This window comes from Klebsiella sp. KP20-425-1, assembly GCF_025813515.1.
In the GTDB taxonomy this organism is placed as follows: domain Bacteria; phylum Pseudomonadota; class Gammaproteobacteria; order Enterobacterales; family Enterobacteriaceae; genus Klebsiella; species Klebsiella pneumoniae.
Genome location: NZ_CP109614.1, coordinates 2,745,141 through 2,765,249, shown reverse-complemented (window position 1 = coordinate 2,765,249; position 20,109 = coordinate 2,745,141). Strand labels below are relative to the sequence as shown.

Here is a 20,109-nt window from a genome sequence, read left to right as displayed (position 1 = left end):
TCCCACTTAACCTGCCACAGCCTGATGGATTACAGTAGATGTGAATTTCTTCTGTCTGATAAACAATGGTTATCACCGAAAGCATGGCATTTCAGATTAAATTTCATCATATCCGCGCCTTCGTCGAAGTGGCCCGGGAAGGGAGTATTCGCGGTGCCAGCCGGGCGCTGGCGGTCTCGCAGCCGGCCCTGACCAAAGCGATTAAAGAGCTGGAGGAGGGGCTTTCCGCCCAGCTGTTCGTCCGCCGCAGTCAGGGGGTGGCGCTGACCGAAAACGGCGAAAGCTTTTACCAACATGCGAGCTTGATCCTTGAGGAGCTGCGGGCGGCGCAGGACGAACTGCTGCAGCGCCAGGGCGAGCAGGCCGGGCAAATTAATATTGGCCTCGGCGCCAGCGTCGCCCGGTCGCTGATGCCGTCGGTGATCTGCCGCTTTCATCAGCAGCATCCGCAGGTAAAGGTGCGGATCATGGAGGGCCAACTGCTGGCGATGATCAATGAGCTGCGCCAGGGAGAGCTGGATTTCACCATCAATACCTATTACCCCGGGCCGTACGACCATGAGTTCAGCTTTGAGAAACTGTTTGAGAAACCGTTCGCGGTGTTCGCCCGCGCGGGCCATCCGGCGGCGCAGGCCACCTCGCTGGGGGAGTTGATGGATCACCACTGGACCATGCCGACGCCGCGCGGCAGCTACTTCAAGCAGCTGCAGGAGCGCTTCGAACAGCTGGGACGGGAGCCAAAGGTGGGGATCGTCTGCGAAACGTTCTCATCCTGCATCAGCCTGGTGGTGAAAAGTGATTTTCTCAGCATCCTGCCGGTGGAGCTGGGCAACGACCCGCTGATGGCCGACAAACTGGTGATGATCCCCATCCGTGAAGTGTTACCCACCGCCACCTATTATCTGATCCAGCGGCGCGATACCCGGCAGACGCCGCTCACGGCGTCGTTAATCACCCTGTTCCGCCGCCAGAGCCGACAATTGTTTCCTTAATCGTCCGTCGCGCTCACTTTGCCAGCGAACGCGGCTAAACGCGTTGAGAGGGGAGCGCGAGGCGGCTATAGTAGCTGGCGACAGCCGCTGGAGGAGAGCCCATGAACCTTGATGACAAATCCCTGTTTCTTGACGCCATGGAAGATGTCCAGCCTCTGAAACGTAATAATGACGTGCACTGGCATCCCGGGCGTAACAGCCGGGCCCCGCAACGCGTCGATACCCTGCAGCTGGATAATTTTCTCACCACCGGCTATCTCGATATCGTGCCGCTCGCCACGCCGCTGGAGTTTAAGCGAGAAGGGCTGCAGAGCGGCGTGCTGGATAAGCTGCGGCGGGGGAAATACAGCCAGCAGGCGAGCCTCTCCCTGCTGCGCCAGCCGGTGGAACAGTGCCGGCAGATGCTCTTCGCCTTTATGGTGCAGGCGCAGAAAGAGGGGTTACGCAATGTGCTGATCGTTCACGGCAAAGGCCGCGACGACCAGTCCCACGCCAATATTATCCGCAGCTATCTGGCGCGCTGGCTGGAAGAGCTGCCGGAGGTGCAGGCCTTCTGCGCCGCGCTTCCGCATCATGGCGGCAGCGGCGCCTGCTATGTCGCGCTGCGTAAATCGGCGCAGGCGAAGCAGGAGACCTGGGAGCAGCACGCCAAGCGCAGTCGTTAGCGCAGAAGCAGCGTCAGCTCGCGGGCGGCTTTTTGCAGCTCCGGCAGCACGCGCTCGATCATCTCGCGGGCCGTCATCTGGCCCGCATGCACCCCGACGTTGAGCGCCGCCTGGACCTGCCCCTGAGCGTTAAACAGCGGGACCGCGAGGGAGCGCAGCCCCATCTCCAGCTCCTGATCGTTGAGGGCATACCCCTGCTGATGCACCCGTTTCAGTTCGGCGCGCAGCTTCGCCACCGAATCCACCGTCTGTGGGGTATAGCGGATCATGGTCACCCGGGCCAGCATATCGTTGAGCTTCTCCTCCGGCTGATGGCTCAGCAGCACCCGGCCCATCGAGGTCGCCCACGCCGGAAGGCGACTGCCGATATCCAGGTCGATGGTCATAATCCGCGAGCTGGAGGCGCGGGCGATATACAGGATATCGTCGCCGTCGAGGGTGGCGATGGAGCAGGACTCATTGAGCATTTCGCTCAGATGCCGCAGCACCGGCTGCGCCGAACGCGCCAGCGGCGTCGAGGCCAGCCAGGCGTGGCCCAGCGCCAGAATCCGCGGCCGCAGCTGGAAATTCTTACCGTCTTCTGCATAGACGAACCCCAGCTTGCTCAGGGTATACAGGCAGCGGCGCACCGCGGCGCGCGGAATGCCGGTCTTCTGACTGATCTGTGAGATAGACAGCAGGGGCCGCTGCGGCGTGAACGCCTGAATCACCTCCAGACCCCGCGCCAGGGAGGCCATAAAGTTAGGATCGCCTTTAAACGGATCGCCGTCGCCGGTCAGTAAATCGTCTGGATGCTTGTCCATTTCTGTTCCCCATATTTGCCATCGATCACATTCTTTCGCTAAAGATAACCGATGTTCGATTATCGCACCATATTTCGATTATCGCCCTTGACCGACATCGTTAAGCAGGTCACATTTTGTGCGAACAACGAATAAAAGTGCGATTACCGCACATCACTGGAGCGACCTGATGATTGATAAAAGCGTATCGACGCTGAGCGAGGCCATCGCCGGGATCCACGATGGGGCGACTATTATGATCGGCGGCTTTGGCCCCGCCGGCCAGCCGACCTTTCTGATTGACGCCCTGATTGACCAGGGCGCTCGCGACCTGACCATCATAAATAACAACGCCGGCAACGGGGAAGTGGGGCTCGCCGCGCTGCTCAAGGCGGGCCGGGTGCGCAAAATGATCTGCTCCTTTCCGCGCCAGGTGGATTCGCAGATTTTCGATGATCTCTACCGTCGCGGCAAAGTGGAGCTGGAGCTGGTGCCGCAGGGCAACCTCGCGGCGCGGATCCAGGCGGCTGGCGCCGGGCTGGGGGCGGTATTTACCCCCACCGGCTACGGCACGCCGCTGGCGGAAGGCAAGGAGACACGGGAAATCGACGGTCGCCACTACGTGCTGGAGTACCCGATCAAAGCCGATTTCGCGCTGATTAAAGCCCACCAGGGCGACCGCTGGGGCAACCTGGTCTATCGCAAGGCGGCGCGCAACTTTGGCCCGATCATGGCGACAGCGGCGAAAACCACCATCGTAGAGGTCTCGCAGCTGGTGGCGCTGGGCGACCTCGACCCGGAACACATCATCACCCCCGGCATTTTCGTCCAGCGCGTCTTCTCGCTGGAAAACCTGACTGCCGCACAACGCGCCTGAGGAGCCCGACATGCAAAAACTGACCCGTGACGAAATGGCCCAGCGCGTGGCCCGCGATATTCCCGAAGGCGCTTACGTCAACCTCGGCATCGGCCTGCCGACCCGCATCGCCAATTACCTGCCCGCTGACAAAGAGGTATTCCTGCACAGCGAAAACGGCCTGCTGGGGATGGGGCCGAAACCGCAGCCCGGGGAAGAAGATCCCGAGCTGATCAATGCCGGTAAAGAGTATGTCACCCTCCTGCAGGGCGGCTGCTATTTCCACCACGGCGACTCCTTCGCCATGATGCGCGGCGGTCATCTCGATATCTGCGTGCTGGGGGCCTATCAGGTTTCCGCCAGCGGCGACCTCGCCAACTGGAGCACCGGTGCGCCGGATGCGATCCCGGCCGTTGGCGGGGCGATGGATCTGGCCATCGGCGCCCGCCAGGTGTTTGTGATGATGGACCACCTGACCCGTGACGGCGAGTGCAAGCTGGTGGCGCAGTGCAGCTACCCGCTGACCGGCGTCGGCTGCGTCAGCCGGATCTATACCGACCTGGCGGTGATCGACATCACCGACCGCGGCCCGGTGGTGCGGGAAATCTTTAACGGCCTCTCTTTTGAAGAGCTGCAGCGCATCACTCCGGTGGCGCTGACCTTTCAACAACTGGCGGAAAGCGCGTAAGGAACCTATGATGAATCAGGCATTTATCTGTGATGCGGTGCGTACACCCTTTGGCCGTTTCGGCGGTGCCTTGGCGACGATGCGCGCTGACGACCTGGCGGCGCTGCCGCTGAAAGCGCTGCTGGCGCGGAACCCGGGACTGGATCCCTCGCGCATTGACGATGTGATCTTTGGCTGCGCCAACCAGGCCGGGGAAGACAACCGCAACGTGGCGCGAATGGCGCTGCTGCTGGCCGGCCTGCCGGAGAGCGTGCCCGGGAGCACCATCAACCGCCTGTGCGGTTCCAGCCTTGACGCGATCGGCGTTGCGGCGCGGGCGATTAAAAGCGGGGAGACGCAGCTGATGATCGCCGGCGGGGTGGAGAGCATGTCCCGCGCGCCGTTTGTGATGGGGAAAGCGGAGAGCGCCTTTAGCCGCAGCATGCAGATGGAGGATACCACCATCGGCTGGCGCTTTATTAACCCGCAGATGAAAGCCCTGTACGGCGTGCATTCCATGCCGGAGACGGCGGAAAACGTCGCCGATGAGTTTGCCATCTCCCGTGCCGATCAGGACGCGTTCGCCTTACGCAGTCAGTTGCGCACCGCCGCGGCGCAAGAGGCGGGGCGTTTCGCCGATGAGCTGATCGCCGTCCAGGTGCCGCAGCGCAAAGGCGAGCCGCTGCTGTTTAGCCGCGATGAGCACCCGCGCAGCACCTCGCTGGAGGCGCTGGCTAAACTGCGCGGCGTGGTGCGCGCCGACGGCAGCGTTACCGCCGGTAACGCCTCCGGGGTTAACGACGGCGCCTGCGCGCTGCTGCTGGCCAGCGAGACGGCGCTGTCGGCTAACGATCTTCAGCCGCTGGCCCGGGTGGTCGGCGTGGCGACGGCTGGCGTGGCGCCGCGGATCATGGGCTTTGGCCCGGCGCCGGCGGTGCGCAAGGTGCTGGCGCAGACCGGCCTGACATTAGGCCAGATGGATGTCATGGAGCTGAATGAAGCCTTCGCCGCGCAGGCGCTGGCGGTGACCCGTGATTTGGGCTTACCGGACGATGCCGCCCACGTGAACCCTAACGGCGGGGCGATTGCGCTGGGCCACCCGCTCGGCGCCTCCGGCGGCCGGCTGGCGATGACCGCGGCTTATCAGCTGAAACGGACCGGCGGTCGTTACGCCCTGTGCACCATGTGCATCGGCGTCGGACAGGGGATCGCCCTGATTATTGAACGCGTTTAAGGAGCCAGAATGAGTTTGTTGACCCCGATGCTGCGCAGCAGTCCGCTAACCGACTGGTTCAGCGACGCGCAGCGGGTGCAGGGCATGCTGGATTTTGAAGCGGCGCTGGCGCAAGCGCAGGCCGCCTGCGGGATGGTGCCGCCGGAAGCGGTCGGGCCAATTGTCGCGGCCTGCCGCCACGAGGCCATCGATTTTGCCGCGCTGGGCGAGGCGGCGGTGGGAGCCGGTAATCTGGCCATCCCGCTGGTGAAACAGCTGACGGCGCAGGTAAAAGCGCAAGATCCCGAGGCTGCGCGCTACGTTCACTGGGGCGCTACCAGCCAGGACGCCATCGACACCGGACTGGTGCTCCAGCTGCGCGGGGCGCTGGATGCCGCTGAGACTCTGCTTGAGCAGCTGTTGGCGGCCCTGGCTCTCCAGGCGGATCGTTATCGCGATACCGTGATGCCGGGCCGGACCTGGATGCAGCACGCGCTGCCGGTGACCTTTGGCCTGAAGCTGGCGGGCACCCTCGACGCGCTCCTGCGCTGGCAGCAGCGGCTGCGCGAGATGCGTCCGCGGCTGCTGGCGCTGCAGTTTGGCGGCGCCGCGGGCACTCTGGACGCGCTAAAAGAGAAAGGGCCGGCGGTTGGCCTGGCGCTGGCGCAGATCCTCGGTCTGTCGCTGCCGGATACTCCGTGGCACAGCCAGCGCGATCGGCTGCTGGAGGCGGGCGCCTGGTTCGCCGGCGTCTGCGGCACGCTGGGGAAATTCGCTAACGATTTCTCCCTGCTGATGCAGACCGAAGTGGCTGAGATCGGCGAGCCGGTGGCGGAAGGCCGCGGCGGCTCGTCGACGATGCCGCATAAGCGCAATCCGGTGGCCTGCGCGGCGATCCTGACCGCCGCCCAGCGTACGCCGGGGCTGATGGCGACGCTCTACGCCAGCCAACTCCAGCAGCATGAGCGGGCGCTGGGCGGCTGGCAGGCGGAGTGGGAGACCCTGCCGGAGCTAATTACCCTGGTGGGCGGGGCGTTGGCGCAAAGCGAGGCGCTGGTGCGCGACATGCAGGTTTTCCCGCAGAAAATGCGCGCCGATCTCGATATCACCCACGGGCTGATTATGGCTGAGGCGGTGACTCTGGCGCTGGCGGAATTCATTGGCAAAGCCGAGGCGCATCATCACATCGAAGCGCTGTGCCGCCAGGCGCTGGACCGTCACTACCCGCTGGTCGATCTGCTCGCGGCTGACCCACAGGTCAGTCAGTATCTCTCTCGTGAACGCTTAACCACGCTGCTGGACCCGGCAACGGCGACCGGCAGCGCCGAACGCTTTGTGCGCCAGGTGCTGGCGCGTTATCAGGAGCAACGTGATGAATCTTGATTATCAACTCGACGGGCCGGATGGCGCGCCGGTTATCGTCCTCTCCAATTCGCTGGGCACCACCCGGGCGATGTGGCAGCCGCAGATCGAGGCGTTAACCGCCCATTTCCGGGTGCTGCGCTACGACACGCACGGCCACGGTAAAACGACAAAAAATGGCAAAGTGACCCTCGCCCAGTTGGGGGAGGATGTGATTGCGCTGCTCGATCACCTGAATATCGACCGCGCCTGGTTCTGCGGGATCTCGATGGGCGGTCTGACCGGCCTGTGGCTGGGACGCTTTGCGCCGGAGCGTTTTCATGGTCTGGCGGTCGCCAACACCGCGGCGCGCATTGGCGATCAGGCCAGCTGGCTGTCGCGGGCGCGGGCCGTACGTCAGGAGGGGATGGCGGTGGTGGCCGCCGGAGCGGCAGACCGCTGGTTCACCCACGCGTTTCGCCAGAAGGCGCCGGAGGTGGTCGAGGCGCTTTGTCACCAGCTGACCCATACCGATGCTGAAGGCTATGCCGCCTGCTGTGAGGCGCTGGCCGCCGCCGACCTGCGGGGCGAAGTGGGGCAGATCCCGCTGCCGACGCTAATCATCGCCGGGGAAAGTGACCCTGTCACCACGGTCGGTGACGCTCATTTCCTGCAGCAGCAGATCCCCGCCTCCGAGGTGGTGGTTCTGGCGGCATCGCATCTGTCTAACATTGAGGCGCCGAAAAGCTTTACTTCGGCGCTGCTGAGCTTTTTCCAGGGGGAACGCCATGGATGATAAACAGCGCTATCAGGACGGGATGGCGGTACGGCGCAAAGTATTGGGCGACGCCCACGTCGACCGTACGCTGCAGCATCTGACGCCGTTGAATGATGAGTTTCAGGACTTTATTACCCGCTATGCCTGGGGCGAGACCTGGACGCGTCCGGGGCTCGATCACCATACCCGCAGCATGATCACTATTGCCATGCTGATCGCTCTCAATCGCGAGGCGGAGCTGAAGATGCATCTACGCGCGTCGTTTAACAACGGGGTGACCCGCGATGAACTGAAAGAGCTGATCATGCACTCTGCGCTGTACTGCGGGCTGCCGGCGGCCAATGCCACGATGCATCTGGCGCAGCAGGTGTTTGACGACATCGACGCCGCGCAGGGTTGAGTCGTCGTCCGAGTAGGATTGCCCGGCAGTCGTTGTAGGCCGGGTAAGGCGCAGCCGCCACCCGGCGAAATGGCGGGTACGGCGCCGATAGATTGCCCTCCGACGCAGCGCTTGCCGGGCCTGGGAAGCGAAGATCGCCTGTAGACCCCGAAGGCCGGGTAAGGCGTAGCCGCCACCCGGCGAAATAAAGGCACAACCGGAAATGTCCCTGTTCGCACTATGTTTGGCAGGGCCACAACGTTTGGCAGGGCTACAACTTCTATGTTAATTCCGGGCAGATTGCGCTCCCGGTTGATCTTCTGCGTTATGTTTCGTATGGCGCAGGGAGCGCACAGGGGGCGGCCAGTCGCCGCCGCCCCCTGTACCCCCGGGCTCCGGCCAGCAAAATCGCCGCTGCGCGGTACCTTCGACTTATCCCTGCAGGCTGCGGGTCGGGCCGAGGCAGCGTCCCTGCAAAACACGGCCCTCAGCCCGCATCCATGCGGGCTGCCCCGGCCTTCCGGGAACATCTCAGCGATGTTGAGGCCGCCAGCACCGGCAGTTTCAGTCGCGCAAGTGGGTAAATGAGTGACAGGCCGCACGAACCCCTGGCCGGGTAAGGCGCAGCCGCCACCCGGCGAAAATGCCGCTACGTTAACCCTTATTTCTCAGGCTCCTGCGGCGCGACGGCCGGGGCGGCGTACCAGGCTTCCTGCGGCACAACTACCGCCGCCTTTGGCTGCATCACAAAGTTCGGCGACATAATCTGCACGCCGAATTCGTTAAACACATCAATAATGCTGCTATGCAATGCGTTGCGGCCATCCGGCAGCTTGGTTGTGGGGAGTAAGCGCACCTGCAGCTCATACGAGGTATACCAGTCGAGCAATCCCAGCTTACGCACCACCGGCGCAATTTGCTGATCGATCCCCGGGGTGCGTCTCGCCGCCAGCTCCAGCATCGCATGGACCTGACGCCACGGCGTATCGTAGCCGATGGTGACGCTGGTGGTGAGGTTGACTCCACCGTCGGCGCTTTCGGCGCTGAGATTAATAATTTTCCCGCTCACCACCACCGCGTTCGGGACGGTAACGATGTAATTTTCGCGGGTGAGAATTTTGGTTGCCAGTACGCCAATCTCGCTGACCTGACCCTCATTATCGGCGAGGCGGATCCAATCCCCTTTGCGCAGCGCCCGAGAGTAGATCAGCACCAGGCCGCTCATCGCATGGGTCATCACTCCGGTTGACCCGAGGGTCAGCATCAGGCCGAAGAACACGCTAATGCCTTTGAAGGCGAGAGAGTTGGCGCCGGGAAGGAACGGGTAGGCGGCGGAGAGGGCAAACAACCAGATGACCACCGAGATAAGTCGACGGGTGGCGCTAACGGTCTCCGGATGAATGCCGGGAACCTGAATGCGGCCGGCGGCGACCTGGTCGAGAACCACCTTCACCAGGCGAATGATAAGCCAGGTGAGAAGGAAAATAAGCACCACGATCATCAGCCCCGGCAGGGAGGCGACAATCGACAGAGAGAGGTCGCGGATCACCCCCAGCGACCAGTCCCCCAGCGATTCGCTCCACACCCGCGTCCAGGGAAACAGGCTGAAGGCCCAGCTCAGCCAGAGATAACAGGCCAGCATGCCGAGAAAGATGACCAGCACAGCATAGAGTCGAACTTCAATATTGCCGAGATAGCGCCGCCAGTGCTGGGGTATGGCGCTACGTTTTTCGAGGATCTGCAGCAGGAAAAAGCGTCGCACCCGCCGCCAGGCGCGGAAGGCACCGTAGTGGAACAGCGCCAGCAGCAGCGCCCCGGCCAGGGCTTTACCGGCGGAGATGAACAGATAGCGGTTGTTGAACTGCTCCTGGAGGCTGGTGCGCTGGGCTTCCATACGCGCCAGCACCCGCTGGGCTGCCTGGTCGAGGGTTAAATCATCGCCCTCGTCGAGATCCGCCTGGCTCAGCAGCAGCACCGGTTTGCCGTTCATCAGAAACAGTCTGCCTGGCTGACCATAGCGGATAACCGGCACGACCCGCAGCGGCTGGCGAATATCATCTTCGGTGAAGGCGCGCAGGGCGCTGCGGGTGCGCAAAACGCGCTCTTCGGGCGTGGTCTGGCCAAAGGTGGCCTGCAACATGACGACAGGTTGGTGGAAAATCGTGACCGTGCGTGCCTGCTCGCGCGCGGTTGGCTGCTGTCGCGGTTCGGCGGCCAGCGCCGGCTGGAGCACCAGCAGCGCCAGCGCCCAGAGGATAACGATGCTCATCCTGTTCATTGAGGCACCTGAGATAAGAATTATTGTTATTTTTCAGTAAAAAACGGAGGGCTTGTAGTTGAGCATAGCCTGGTGCGAAGTGAATTCAAGCTGGGGAAACGCGGACATAAAAAAGCCGTCGCCCAAACGGCGACGGCCTGATATCAGCGTCAGAGGATAGCGTTAGCCGTGCTGTTTACAGCCCGCGCACTGCTTATTCTGGATCTGCTGGAAGAAGTCGTTGCCTTTATCATCGACGAGGATAAACGCCGGAAAATCTTCCACTTCGATTTTCCAGATAGCTTCCATCCCCAGTTCCGGATAGGCCACGCACTCGAGGCTCTTGATACTCTGCTGGGCGAGCACTGCCGCCGGGCCGCCGATGCTTCCAAGGTAGAAGCCGCCGTGTTTATGGCAGGCATCGGTCACCTGCTGGCTGCGGTTGCCTTTCGCCAGCATCACCATGCTCGCGCCGTGGGACTGCAGCAGATCAACGTAAGAGTCCATGCGGCCGGCAGTGGTTGGGCCGAGGGAGCCGGAAGCGTAACCGGCTGGCGTTTTTGCCGGGCCCGCGTAGTAGATCGGGTGATCTTTGACGTACTGCGGCAGCGCCTCGCCGTTGTCGATAAGTTCCTTCAGCTTGGCGTGGGCGATGTCGCGGGCCACGATAATGGTGCCGTTAAGGCTCAGGCGGGTGGAGACCGGATGTGCCGACAGCTGCGCCAGGATCTCGCTCATCGGCTGATTCAGGTTGATGCTTACCACTTCGCCTTCGCCGGCCTGACGCAGATGTTCAGGAATATATTTTCCCGGATTGCTCTCCAGCTTCTCGATCCAGATACCGTCGCGGTTAATTTTGGCTTTGATATTGCGGTCGGCGGAGCAGGAGACACCCATGCCGATCGGGCAGGAGGCGCCGTGGCGCGGCAGACGGATCACCCGGATATCGTGGGCGAAGTATTTCCCGCCGAACTGCGCGCCGAGGCCGAGGTTCTGCGCTTCCTGCAGCAATTCCTGCTCCAGTTGCACGTCGCGGAATGCCTGACCGTGTTCGTTACCTTCGGTCGGCAGACCGTCGTAATAGCGGGTCGAGGCCAGTTTGACGGTCTTCAGCGTCGCTTCCGCCGAGGTGCCGCCGATCACAAACGCGATGTGGTACGGCGGGCAGGCGGCGGTGCCGAGAGTGCGCATCTTCTCAACGAGGTAGTTTTTCAGCTTCGCCGGGGTGATCAGGGCCTTGGTCTCCTGGTACAGATAGGTTTTGTTGGCGGAACCGCCGCCTTTCGCCATGCACAGGAACTTATATTCTTCACCGTCGACGCTGTAGAGATCGATCTGCGCCGGCAGGTTGGTGCCGGTGTTAACCTCTTTATACATATCCAGCGGCGCGTTCTGTGAGTAGCGCAGGTTATCTTCGGTATAGGTGTTGTAAACGCCCTGCGCCAGGGCGGCTTCATCGCCGCCGCCGGTCCAGACGCGCTGGCCTTTTTTCCCCATAATGATCGCGGTGCCGGTATCCTGGCAGGTGGGCAGCACGCCCTTGGCGGCAATTTCCGAGTTGCGCAGGAACTGCAGGGCGACATATTTATCGTTATCGCTGGCTTCCGGGTCGAGCAAAATCGAGGCGACCTGTTGCTGATGGGAGACGCGCAGCATAAAGGCGGCGTCGTGGAAGGCCTGCTGTGCGAGCAAGGTCAGCGCCTGCGGCTCTACTTTCAGGACCTGCTGGCCGTCAAATTCGGCGACGGAGACGTGCTCTTTGCTGAGCAGATAGTATTCCGTATCGTCGTGCGCCAGCGGAAACGGATCCTGATAAACAAACGGTTTAGTCGACATAGTCACTTACTCCATAAAGATAAAAACCGCCGGGGTAGTCCCGGCGGTTATGAATCAGAACATCATGGACATCCACGGATAGCCAATCAGCAGCAGGGCGGCCAGGAAGATGGCGCCAAAGATGGTGCCGAGGCGCCAGTAATCTTTGGTCGGCAGGTAGCCGCTGCCGTAGTAGATTGGGCTTGGGCCAGTACCGTACGGGGTGATGATCCCCATCACGCCCAGCGAGGTGACCATCAGCAGGACAAACACTTCCATATTCATTCCCGGGATAGTCGAGGCAATGGTCAGCATGGCCGGCAGCAGCGCGGTGGTGTGCGCGGTGGTGCTGGCAAACAGATAGTGCAGCAGGTAGAACGCCAGCAGCAGGACGATGGTCGCCATCCCCGGGGAGATGCCGCTCATCAGCGCGCCGCCCTCTTTACCCAGCCAGGCGATAAAGCCGGTGGAGGAGAGGCCGTCGGCCAGTGCCACCAGGGTGGCGAACCAGACAAAGGTGTTCCATGCCGCTTTGTTGTTGGTGATATCGCTCCAGGAGAGCACGCCGGTCCACAGCATCAGCACGATAACCAGCAGGGCAGCCAGCGCCGGTTCGATCCAGTCGGCGGCGAAGATCCACATCATCAGCGCGAAGCAGACGAATACCAGCAGCAGAATTTCATTGCGCGACAGTTTGCCCAGTTTTTCCAGTTCACGCGCGGCCCACAGTGGCACTTCGTTATTGACTTTCACTTCCGGCGGGTAGAACCAGTAGGCCAGCAGCGGCATAGCCAGAATCAGCAGGATACCCAGCGGCAGGAAGGCGATGAACCAGGTGCCCCAGGAGATATTGATGCCAACAATGCTTTTGACCAGCGCCAGGGCCAGCAGGTTCGGGGCCAAAGCCGACAGGAACATCGAGCTGGTAATACAGGCGGCGGTGATCGCTACCCACATCAGATAGGAACCGATTTTACGTGCGCTCGGATCGTTTGGCTTTGAACCGTACAGCGGCGGCAGGTTAGCGATAATCGGGTAGATAGTCCCCCCGCTGCGTGCGGTGTTAGACGGCGTAAACGGCGCCAGCAGCAGATCCGCGAAGGTGATGGCGTAGCCGAGCGTCAGGCTGCGACGGCCAAGATATTTCACCAGAATCAGCGCCAGGCGGCGGCCGAACTGCGTTTTATCGTAGCCGGCGGCGAACATGAACGCGCCGAAGATAAGCCACACGGTGGAGTTGCCGAAGCCGCTCACCGCCCACTTAAAGGAGGCGCCAGCCATTTTGAAGCCTGGCGCGGCCATCTGATCCGGGCTGAACAGCAGCCACTGGCTGCACAAGGCAATAACTACCACGCCGGTGATACCGATAACGGCGCCGGGCAGCGGTTCAAAAATCAACCCGACGATCACCCCGACAAAGATAGCGAAGTAGTGCCAGGCGTACGGCGGCAGGCCTTCGGGGACCGGGACGAACAATAACAGCACGGCAACGATAATCGGCAGCGCCATCATCAGGAGAGGTTTTTTATTCGCAGTCGTTGGCTTGACTGCACCGGCAGGCGGTATGGTTGTCTTTTTCTCTTTCATAATGAGTATCTGCAAGTTGTTGAAAATAACGTTTACGCCAGCGTCTTGCTCAGTGGTTTCTTTAATTACAAAAGTTACTTTAGTTTTTATTTTGCATTTCTGAGTATCGACAGGGCGCTTATTTAACGCGTTTTATGAGGCGTTAAATTAAATTTGTTGGTTATTTATATATTGCGCTTTCAATGGCCGTTGCAATTGATCAAGATCAATAAAAGCCGGTGATTTCACTATTTTTTTATTATCAGTATAACCCTATATGATGAGGTGTTATTTGGGCTAAAATATCGATAGATGTTAAAAGAAAAATGAACAATAAATGCTGAAATTATTTTATGTTTTAGTATCTTTATGATTTTATTGTATTTTTTGTTGTTTCTTTGTCATTGTTTATGTTAACAAAAGTATCCTAATTGTTATCACGCATTTGTATTATGTAAATGCTATTTATTATTTTAATAATACAATAGAGGTAGCGATGTTATTGCTGGGGTTAAATAGTTTTATAACTAATGTAATTGGTTTAGTAATTAAAAAACGCGCTATATTATTGGCATGACAACAGGAATTAAAAAACCAAAACCATTAATGATTCCGTCACCTCATTCTGAGCTTTTAATATTTTAAAATCTGGAGCGTAACTTATGACCAGTAACGAACGTATTTTGCAGCCATTTACTTTACCAAATGGTACCGAGCTGAAAAACCGTTTGCTCATGGCGCCAATGACCACCTGCACCGGTTATTTCGATGGTACTGTCACCAGCGAGCTGGTGGAGTACTACCGCGCGCGCGCCGGAAGCATCGGTACCATTATTGTCGAGTGCTGCTTTATTGATGACTACGGTCTGGCCTTCCCGGGCGCGATCGGCATTGATAATGATGAAAAAATTGCCGGCCTGGCGAAAATCGCTGAGGCGATCAAAGCCGAGGGTTCAAAAGCGATTCTGCAGATCTACCACGGCGGCCGTATGGTCGACCCGCAGCTGATCGGGGGGCGCCAGCCGGTGGCGCCGAGCGCTATTGCCGCGCCGCGTGAGGGCGCCGCCATGCCGCGGGCGCTGAGCGGAGAAGAAGTGGAAGGGATGATCGCCAAGTTTGGCGACGGCGTTCGTCGCGCCATTCTCGCCGGTTTCGACGGGGTCGAAATTCACGGCGCCAATACCTATCTCATTCAGCAGTTCTATTCGCCGAACTCCAACCAGCGCGATGACGAGTGGGGCGGTAGCCGCGACAACCGCGCCCGTTTCCCACTGGCGGTGCTGGATATTACCCACAAAATGGCCCGCCAGTATGCTGACGATGCCTTTATCATCGGCTATCGCTTCTCGCCGGAGGAGATGGAGGTCCCGGGGATCCGCTTTGACGACACCATGTATCTGCTGGAAAAGCTGGCCGCCCGCGGTGTCGACTATCTGCACTTCTCGGTGGGTGCCACCCTGCGTCCGTCTATCGTCGATACCAGCGATGCGACGCCGCTGATCGAGAAATACTGCGCGATGCGCTCTGACATCCTCGCCCAGGTGCCGGTGATGGGCGTCGGCGGGGTGGTGAACGCCGCTGATGCCGAGCAGGGCCTCGATCATGGTTATGACCTGATCGCCGTGGGCCGCGCCTGCATCGCCTATCCGGACTGGGCGTCACGTATCGCCGCCGGCGAAGAGCTGGAGCTGTTTATCGACAGCACCCAGCGTGAAGCGCTGCACATTCCGGAACCGCTATGGCGTTTCTCGCTGGTGGAAGCGATGATCCGCGACATGAGCATGGGCGACGCCAAATTTAAACCGGGGATGTTTGTTGAGACCGTCCACGATGACGCCAATGAGCTGGTGATCAACGTCAGCCTCGAAAATGACCATATTGCCGATATCGAACTGGCGGCGAGCCCGGTCCAGACCGTGGAATTCACCACCAGCTTCGAAGAGATCCGCGAACGTATTCTCACCGCCAATACCCCGCACGTCGATGCCATTTCCGGGGCCACCAGCCAGAGCGAGGCGGTGAAAAAAGCGGTCGCCAAAGCGATGCTGAAATCGAGTAAAGCGCTGGCGGCGGAAGAGGGCGGCAATGACGCCGCGCCGAAAAGCTATGATGTGGTGGTAGTCGGCAGCGGCGGCGCCGGTCTGGCGGCAGCCATTCAGGCACACGACGAAGGGGCCAGCGTGCTGATCGTTGAAAAAATGCCAACCATCGGCGGGAACACCATCAAGGCTTCCGCCGGGATGAACGCCGCGGAAACCCGCTTCCAGCGCGTGAAAGGTATCAAAGACAGTAAGGAGTTGTTCTATCAGGAAACCCTGAAGGGCGGCCACAACAAAAACAACCCGCAGCTGCTGCGCCGTTTCGTTGAAAACGCGCCGCAAGCCATTGAGTGGCTGGCGGACCGGGGCATTATGCTCAACGACATTACCACCACCGGTGGGATGAGCATTGACCGTACCCACCGTCCGCGCGACGGGTCAGCGGTCGGCGGCTATCTGATTAGCGGCCTGGTGCGCAACATCACCAAACGCGGTATTGACGTCCTGCTGGATACCTCGGTGGAAGAGATCCTGATGCGCGGGGATGAGGTTAGCGGTGTACGTCTGATCAACGACGAAAAAGAGGTCATTGAAGTACAGACCAAAAGCATCGTAGTGGCCACCGGCGGCTTCAGCGCTAACAGCGCGATGGTCGGGAAGTATCGTCCTGACCTTGAAGGCTTCGTCACCACTAACCACAAAGGGGCTACCGGGAGCGGTATCGCGTTGCTGGAACGCATCGGCGCCGGCACCGTGGACATGGGCGAAATTCAGATTCACCCGACCGTCGAGCAGCAGACCTCGTATCTGATTTCCGAATCGATTCGCGGCGGCGGCGCTATTCTCGTTAACCAGCAGGGGAACCGCTTCTTCAACGAGATGGAGACCCGCGATAAAGTCTCGGCGGCGATTATCGCTCTGCCGGAACACTATGCTTACATCGTCTTCGACGAGCATGTGCGGGCGAAAAACAAAGCTGCCGACGAGTACATCGCCAAAGGCTTCGTCACCAGCGCCAGCTCACCGCGGGAACTGGCGGAGAAACTGGGGATGGATTACCATGCCTTCCTCGCCACCCTCGAATGCTACAACGGGGCGGTGGAAAAACAGCATGATGAACAGTTTGGCCGGACCACCGCGCTGCGCGCGCCGATTAACGAAGGCCCGTTCCACGCCATTCGCATCGCACCCGGGGTGCACCACACCATGGGCGGCGTGACCATTAATACCGATGGCGAAGTGCTGAATGTGGCGCAGCAGCCGATTCGCGGCGCCTACGCCGCCGGTGAAGTGGTGGGCGGGATCCACGGCGGCAACCGTATCGGCGGTAACGCGGTGGCGGATATCATCATCTTCGGTACCCTCGCGGGCCATCAGGCGGCGAAACGTGCCAGAGGATAACCTGTAACCTTGCTCCTGCCGGGTTGGCGCTTTCGCCGCCCGGCTTGCCCCTTCTAAGGAGAGCCCGATGTCCGATAACCGCGTCTATAGCTACTCCGCCGTGTTGATGGGCTCGCCCATCCTGCTCAAACTCTGTTCCCACGATGAGGCGATGGCCTCCCGCGTTTTCCAGCTTATCAAGCGCTACGAAGACCTGCTCACCGTTAACCGCGCCGAGTCGCAGGTGATGGATATCAACCATGCCGCCGGGCGTCATCCGGTCACCGTCAGCCGACCGGTCTTTCAGCTGATCCAGTGCGCCAAAGCAGCCAGCATGGTGCGCGACAGCGCCTTTAACCTCGCCATCGGCCCGCTGGTGAAGCTGTGGCGAATTGGTTTTCACGGGCACAGCGTGCCTGACGCGGCTGATATCAGAGCCCGACTGGCGCTGACCCGCCCACAGGAGGTGATCCTTGATGAGGCAACCTGCAGCGTGTTTCTCCAACAGCCGGGGATGGAGCTGGATCTCGGGGCGATCGCCAAAGGCTATATCGCTGACCGCGTGCGCGATTTTCTCCGTCAGCAGCAGGTGGAGAAGGCGCTGATCAACCTCGGCGGCAATGTGCATACCCTCGGCGAATGGGCCATTGGCCTGAAAAAACCATTTGCCGACGCGCAGGCGCTGATCGGTTCCCTGACGGTCAACGGGCAATCGGTAGTCACCTCCGGGACCTACGAGCGCTATTTCGAACAGGATGGCAAACGCTGGCACCATATTCTCGACCCGCGCAGCGGTTATCCGCTGGACAACGAACTCGACAGCGTGACGGTCATTTCCGCGGATTCTTTAGACGGCGACATCTGGACCACGCTGCTGTTCGGCCTCGGCGTGGAGAAGGGCTGCGCAGCGCTGCGTCAGCGGCAGGATATCGACGCGATTTTCGTTACCAAAAATCGCGACATTATTCTCTCATCGCCGCAGCGGCTGCGTTTTGCGTCGCTGGACAGCGGCTATCGGGTTATTGACTGTACTGCTTAAGCAAACTGTACTGTTCGGCGACCAGGCGGTAGCGATAGACCGGCCGCCCGGTAGCGCCGTAGTGGATAGTGGTATAGAGAATATTGATCTGCGCCAGCCAAATCAGATATTTGCGGCAGGAAACGCGGGAGATATTCACCGCCGCCGCCAGCTCATCGGTAGAGAATTCGACATCCGGATGGGCGTCAATCCACTGGCAGAGTGTGCGCAGCGTTTGCGCGGTTAACCCTTTAGGCAGCTTGCGCGCGTCGCTGGCCTCCGGCGCGCCGCCGTGCAGCAGGCGGTCGACATCGGCCTGTTCGTAATAGGGCTGGCCGGTTATTAGCTTGCGCTTCTCCCGCCAGGTGGTGAGCGCCTCTTCAAAGCGCGGAAACTGGAAGGGTTTAATCAGGTAATCGACCACCCCGTAATGCATCGCGGTCTGTACCGTGGCGGCATCCGCCGCCGAGGTAATCATGATAACGTCGATGGCGCGCCCCGACTCGCGGATGGTTGGCAGCAGATCGAGCCCGCTGTCCTGCTGCATGTAGACATCCAGCAGCACCAGATCGATCTCCTGCTGCGGATCGTTAATCATCTCCTGGGCCTGACTGAGCGTCGAAGCGCTCCCGCTGCAACGAAAGCCGGGAACCCTTGCCACGTACAGGCGATTCAGTTCGGCCACCATGGCATCATCGTCAACAATTAAAACATTTATCACGCAGGTTTCCTTTTACTATCCCAGGGGAGATGAACAAAAAATTGGGTAAATACGCCGGGTTCCGATTCGACGGCGAGGGTGCCGCCGAGCTCGCGCAACTGCTGGTTAGCAAGAAACAGCCCGACGCCGCGATTCTCGCCTTTGGTGGAGAAGCCTTTGTTAAAGATAGCGTCGATGTTGTTCTCCGGGATCCCCGGCCCATCGTCGCTCACTTCACCGCTTAGCCAGCCGTCCTGGTAGTGCAGCAGCAGGCCGATCTCACCCTCCGCCTGGCCGCTCATGGCGTCCAGCGCGTTCTCAATAAGGTTGCCCAGCACCGTCACCAGCACCGTGACCTGTTTCTCGTTCGGACAATCCGGCACCAGGCTCTCCTCCGCCAGCGTCAGGGTAAAGCCGCACTCTGTGGCGCGCTGAATTTTACTTATCAGGAAGCCGGCCACCACCGGGGATTTAATGCGATGTTGAATGTCGCCGATGTCCGCCTGGTAGCGGTGGGCGGTCTGCAGCACGTATTCCTCGAGTTTGCCGTAGCTTTTCATATTCAGCAGACCGAGGATCACGTGCAGTTTATTCATAAACTCATGGGAGGTGGTGCGCAGGGCATCCACATAGCTCATCATGCCGTCCAGTCGCTGCAGCAATTGGCTGACCTCCGTTTTATCACGGAAGGTACAGATGGCGCCGACCACCGCACCCTGGCTGCGAATGGGCACTGTATTGCCGATCAGCAGCAGACCATTGCACCCCAGTTCGCGGTCGAACATTGGCTCGCCGCTCTGCAGCACGGTCTGCAGATCGTCGAGCAGGGGGCTGTGAACGAGAGTCTTATCCGGGCCGGAAAAGAGGATCTCTTCCGCCGCGGGGTTGATGAGATTTACCTCGCCATGGGCATCGACCGCTACCACCCCCTCCTTGAGGGCGTGAAGCATGGCCTGACGCTGCTGAAACTGGGTGGATATTTCGTGCGGCTCCAGCCCCAGCAGCACGCGCTTCAGGCCGCGAACCAGGCTCCAGGTGCCCAGCGCGCAGACCAGCGCGCTGAACAGGATGGTCAGCAGCACGTCCCAACGGCTGTTGGCGATCTGTTCGTCCACTTTACTCAGTGAAATGCCGACCACCACCACGCCGATTTGCTGATGCCGTTCGTTGAACACCGGCGTAAACACCCGTAGCGCCGGGGCCAGCACCCCGTGGTTGATGGCGACATTCTCTTTCCCCTGCAGCGTCGGCTGAATATCGTGGCCGATGAACGGTTTGCCGATGATTGAGCTGTCCGGATGCGAATAGCGAATACCCTGCATATCGGTGACGATAGCGTACAACAGGTCGTTGCGGCGGGTAATGGCCTGCGCCAGCGGCTGAATGATCTGCTGCTGCGGGGGCGCCTCCAGTCCGCGCTTCACCTGCGGCATATCGGCCATGGTGCGCGCCACCGCCAGCGCGGTCTCTTTCAGACCGTCGCGGGTGGCGTTGCTGATCTGCATATACCACAAGGCATACACCAGCAGCAGCACGGCGCCGATGACGCTGCCGATCATCAAGGACACGGCGGTGCTCAGCTTTAACGGTAAGGCGCGTTGGCGAACGCGAGGCGGGTGCTCTGAAGCCTTCATGACGACCCCGGGTAGATTCAGTGAAAG

At 60.2% G+C, this 20,109-nt stretch carries 16 protein-coding genes; 10 read left to right on the top strand and 6 right to left on the bottom strand.

Going from position 1 to position 20,109, the window contains the following annotated elements:
• The first annotated feature begins 83 nt into the window (after positions 1 to 83).
• Positions 84 to 992, top strand: coding sequence for a LysR family transcriptional regulator (locus OHJ17_RS13655; RefSeq protein WP_032415663.1), 909 nt, complete (start codon positions 84 to 86; stop codon positions 990 to 992).
• 101 nt (positions 993 to 1,093) lie between these two features.
• Positions 1,094 to 1,657, top strand: coding sequence for a DNA endonuclease SmrA (gene smrA / locus OHJ17_RS13650; RefSeq protein WP_004143055.1), 564 nt, complete (start codon positions 1,094 to 1,096; stop codon positions 1,655 to 1,657).
• Here smrA and OHJ17_RS13645 read toward each other — a convergent pair.
• Positions 1,654 to 2,460: an IclR family transcriptional regulator domain-containing protein gene (locus OHJ17_RS13645; protein ID WP_004151560.1), complete on the bottom strand. Its 807-nt coding sequence runs from the start codon at positions 2,458 to 2,460 to the stop codon at positions 1,654 to 1,656. The two genes, smrA and OHJ17_RS13645, sit on opposite strands and share 4 nt — an antisense overlap.
• 169 nt (positions 2,461 to 2,629) lie before the next feature.
• Between OHJ17_RS13645 and OHJ17_RS13640 the strand changes: the two genes are divergently transcribed.
• The 6 genes from OHJ17_RS13640 to pcaC are packed head-to-tail and all read left to right on the top strand — an operon-like array spanning position 2,630 to position 7,694.
• A complete protein-coding gene (locus OHJ17_RS13640) occupies positions 2,630 to 3,316 on the top strand; it encodes a 3-oxoacid CoA-transferase subunit A (RefSeq protein ID WP_023287596.1) in 687 nt (228 codons plus the stop codon).
• A gap of 10 nt (positions 3,317 to 3,326) precedes the next feature.
• On the top strand, positions 3,327 to 3,983 hold the full coding sequence (locus OHJ17_RS13635; RefSeq protein WP_004151559.1) for a 3-oxoacid CoA-transferase subunit B: 657 nt from the start codon (positions 3,327 to 3,329) through the stop codon (positions 3,981 to 3,983).
• Between the two features lie 10 nt (positions 3,984 to 3,993).
• Positions 3,994 to 5,196 (top strand): 3-oxoadipyl-CoA thiolase, encoded by a 1,203-nt coding sequence (pcaF, locus tag OHJ17_RS13630; protein ID WP_020316477.1) that lies wholly within the window; start codon positions 3,994 to 3,996, stop codon positions 5,194 to 5,196.
• 9 nt (positions 5,197 to 5,205) lie between these two features.
• Entirely contained in the window at positions 5,206 to 6,558 is a 1,353-nt protein-coding gene (locus OHJ17_RS13625; protein WP_032433055.1) for a 3-carboxy-cis,cis-muconate cycloisomerase, read from the top strand.
• Entirely contained in the window at positions 6,548 to 7,312 is a 765-nt protein-coding gene (gene pcaD, locus OHJ17_RS13620) for a 3-oxoadipate enol-lactonase (RefSeq protein WP_004151556.1), read from the top strand. Before OHJ17_RS13625 ends, pcaD begins: the two co-directional genes overlap by 11 nt.
• A complete protein-coding gene (pcaC, locus tag OHJ17_RS13615; protein WP_004143067.1) occupies positions 7,305 to 7,694 on the top strand; it encodes a 4-carboxymuconolactone decarboxylase in 390 nt (129 codons plus the stop codon). The genes pcaD and pcaC overlap by 8 nt, the downstream gene beginning before the upstream one ends.
• Before the next feature lie 640 nt (positions 7,695 to 8,334).
• On the opposite strand, the gene OHJ17_RS13610 is transcribed toward pcaC, so the two are convergent.
• The 3 genes from OHJ17_RS13610 to OHJ17_RS13600 form a co-directional block, all read right to left on the bottom strand.
• On the bottom strand, positions 8,335 to 9,951 hold the full coding sequence (locus tag OHJ17_RS13610; protein ID WP_032433057.1) for a mechanosensitive ion channel family protein: 1,617 nt from the start codon (positions 9,949 to 9,951) through the stop codon (positions 8,335 to 8,337).
• A 162-nt stretch (positions 9,952 to 10,113) separates the two neighbouring features.
• Positions 10,114 to 11,766 carry a class I fumarate hydratase FumA gene (gene fumA / locus OHJ17_RS13605; protein ID WP_004152246.1) on the bottom strand — a complete coding sequence of 551 codons (1,653 nt, stop codon included), beginning with the start codon at positions 11,764 to 11,766 and terminating at the stop codon, positions 10,114 to 10,116.
• A gap of 54 nt (positions 11,767 to 11,820) precedes the next feature.
• The gene (locus OHJ17_RS13600; protein ID WP_004148278.1) at positions 11,821 to 13,332 is read right to left on the bottom strand and encodes an anion permease; all 1,512 of its coding nucleotides are present in this window, start codon (positions 13,330 to 13,332) and stop codon (positions 11,821 to 11,823) included.
• A gap of 641 nt (positions 13,333 to 13,973) precedes the next feature.
• Here OHJ17_RS13600 and OHJ17_RS13595 point away from each other — a divergent pair.
• Together OHJ17_RS13595 and OHJ17_RS13590 are read left to right on the top strand one after the other, a co-directional pair.
• On the top strand, positions 13,974 to 16,751 hold the full coding sequence (locus OHJ17_RS13595; protein WP_032412127.1) for a flavocytochrome c: 2,778 nt from the start codon (positions 13,974 to 13,976) through the stop codon (positions 16,749 to 16,751).
• Between the two features lie 67 nt (positions 16,752 to 16,818).
• On the top strand, positions 16,819 to 17,769 hold the full coding sequence (locus OHJ17_RS13590; protein WP_002903618.1) for an FAD:protein FMN transferase: 951 nt from the start codon (positions 16,819 to 16,821) through the stop codon (positions 17,767 to 17,769).
• Here OHJ17_RS13590 and dcuR read toward each other — a convergent pair.
• Both dcuR and OHJ17_RS13580 read right to left on the bottom strand, forming a co-directional pair.
• Positions 17,750 to 18,469: a two-component system response regulator DcuR gene (dcuR, locus tag OHJ17_RS13585; RefSeq protein ID WP_004176303.1), complete on the bottom strand. Its 720-nt coding sequence runs from the start codon at positions 18,467 to 18,469 to the stop codon at positions 17,750 to 17,752. The two genes, OHJ17_RS13590 and dcuR, sit on opposite strands and share 20 nt — an antisense overlap.
• Positions 18,466 to 20,082 carry a sensor histidine kinase gene (locus OHJ17_RS13580; protein ID WP_023301966.1) on the bottom strand — a complete coding sequence of 539 codons (1,617 nt, stop codon included), beginning with the start codon at positions 20,080 to 20,082 and terminating at the stop codon, positions 18,466 to 18,468. Before OHJ17_RS13580 ends, dcuR begins: the two co-directional genes overlap by 4 nt.
• Positions 20,083 to 20,109 lie beyond the last annotated feature (27 nt).

Coding starts and splice junctions, on each gene's coding strand:
- OHJ17_RS13655 (WP_032415663.1), top strand. CDS start 84: ATGGCATTTCAGATTAAATTTCATCATATCCGCGCCTTCGTCGAAGTG.
- smrA (WP_004143055.1), top strand. CDS start 1,094: ATGAACCTTGATGACAAATCCCTGTTTCTTGACGCCATGGAAGATGTC.
- OHJ17_RS13645 (WP_004151560.1), bottom strand. CDS start 2,460: ATGGACAAGCATCCAGACGATTTACTGACCGGCGACGGCGATCCGTTT.
- OHJ17_RS13640 (WP_023287596.1), top strand. CDS start 2,630: ATGATTGATAAAAGCGTATCGACGCTGAGCGAGGCCATCGCCGGGATC.
- OHJ17_RS13635 (WP_004151559.1), top strand. CDS start 3,327: ATGCAAAAACTGACCCGTGACGAAATGGCCCAGCGCGTGGCCCGCGAT.
- pcaF (WP_020316477.1), top strand. CDS start 3,994: ATGAATCAGGCATTTATCTGTGATGCGGTGCGTACACCCTTTGGCCGT.
- OHJ17_RS13625 (WP_032433055.1), top strand. CDS start 5,206: ATGAGTTTGTTGACCCCGATGCTGCGCAGCAGTCCGCTAACCGACTGG.
- pcaD (WP_004151556.1), top strand. CDS start 6,548: ATGAATCTTGATTATCAACTCGACGGGCCGGATGGCGCGCCGGTTATC.
- pcaC (WP_004143067.1), top strand. CDS start 7,305: ATGGATGATAAACAGCGCTATCAGGACGGGATGGCGGTACGGCGCAAA.
- OHJ17_RS13610 (WP_032433057.1), bottom strand. CDS start 9,951: ATGAACAGGATGAGCATCGTTATCCTCTGGGCGCTGGCGCTGCTGGTG.
- fumA (WP_004152246.1), bottom strand. CDS start 11,766: ATGTCGACTAAACCGTTTGTTTATCAGGATCCGTTTCCGCTGGCGCAC.
- OHJ17_RS13600 (WP_004148278.1), bottom strand. CDS start 13,332: ATGAAAGAGAAAAAGACAACCATACCGCCTGCCGGTGCAGTCAAGCCA.
- OHJ17_RS13595 (WP_032412127.1), top strand. CDS start 13,974: ATGACCAGTAACGAACGTATTTTGCAGCCATTTACTTTACCAAATGGT.
- OHJ17_RS13590 (WP_002903618.1), top strand. CDS start 16,819: ATGTCCGATAACCGCGTCTATAGCTACTCCGCCGTGTTGATGGGCTCG.
- OHJ17_RS13580 (WP_023301966.1), bottom strand. CDS start 20,082: ATGAAGGCTTCAGAGCACCCGCCTCGCGTTCGCCAACGCGCCTTACCG.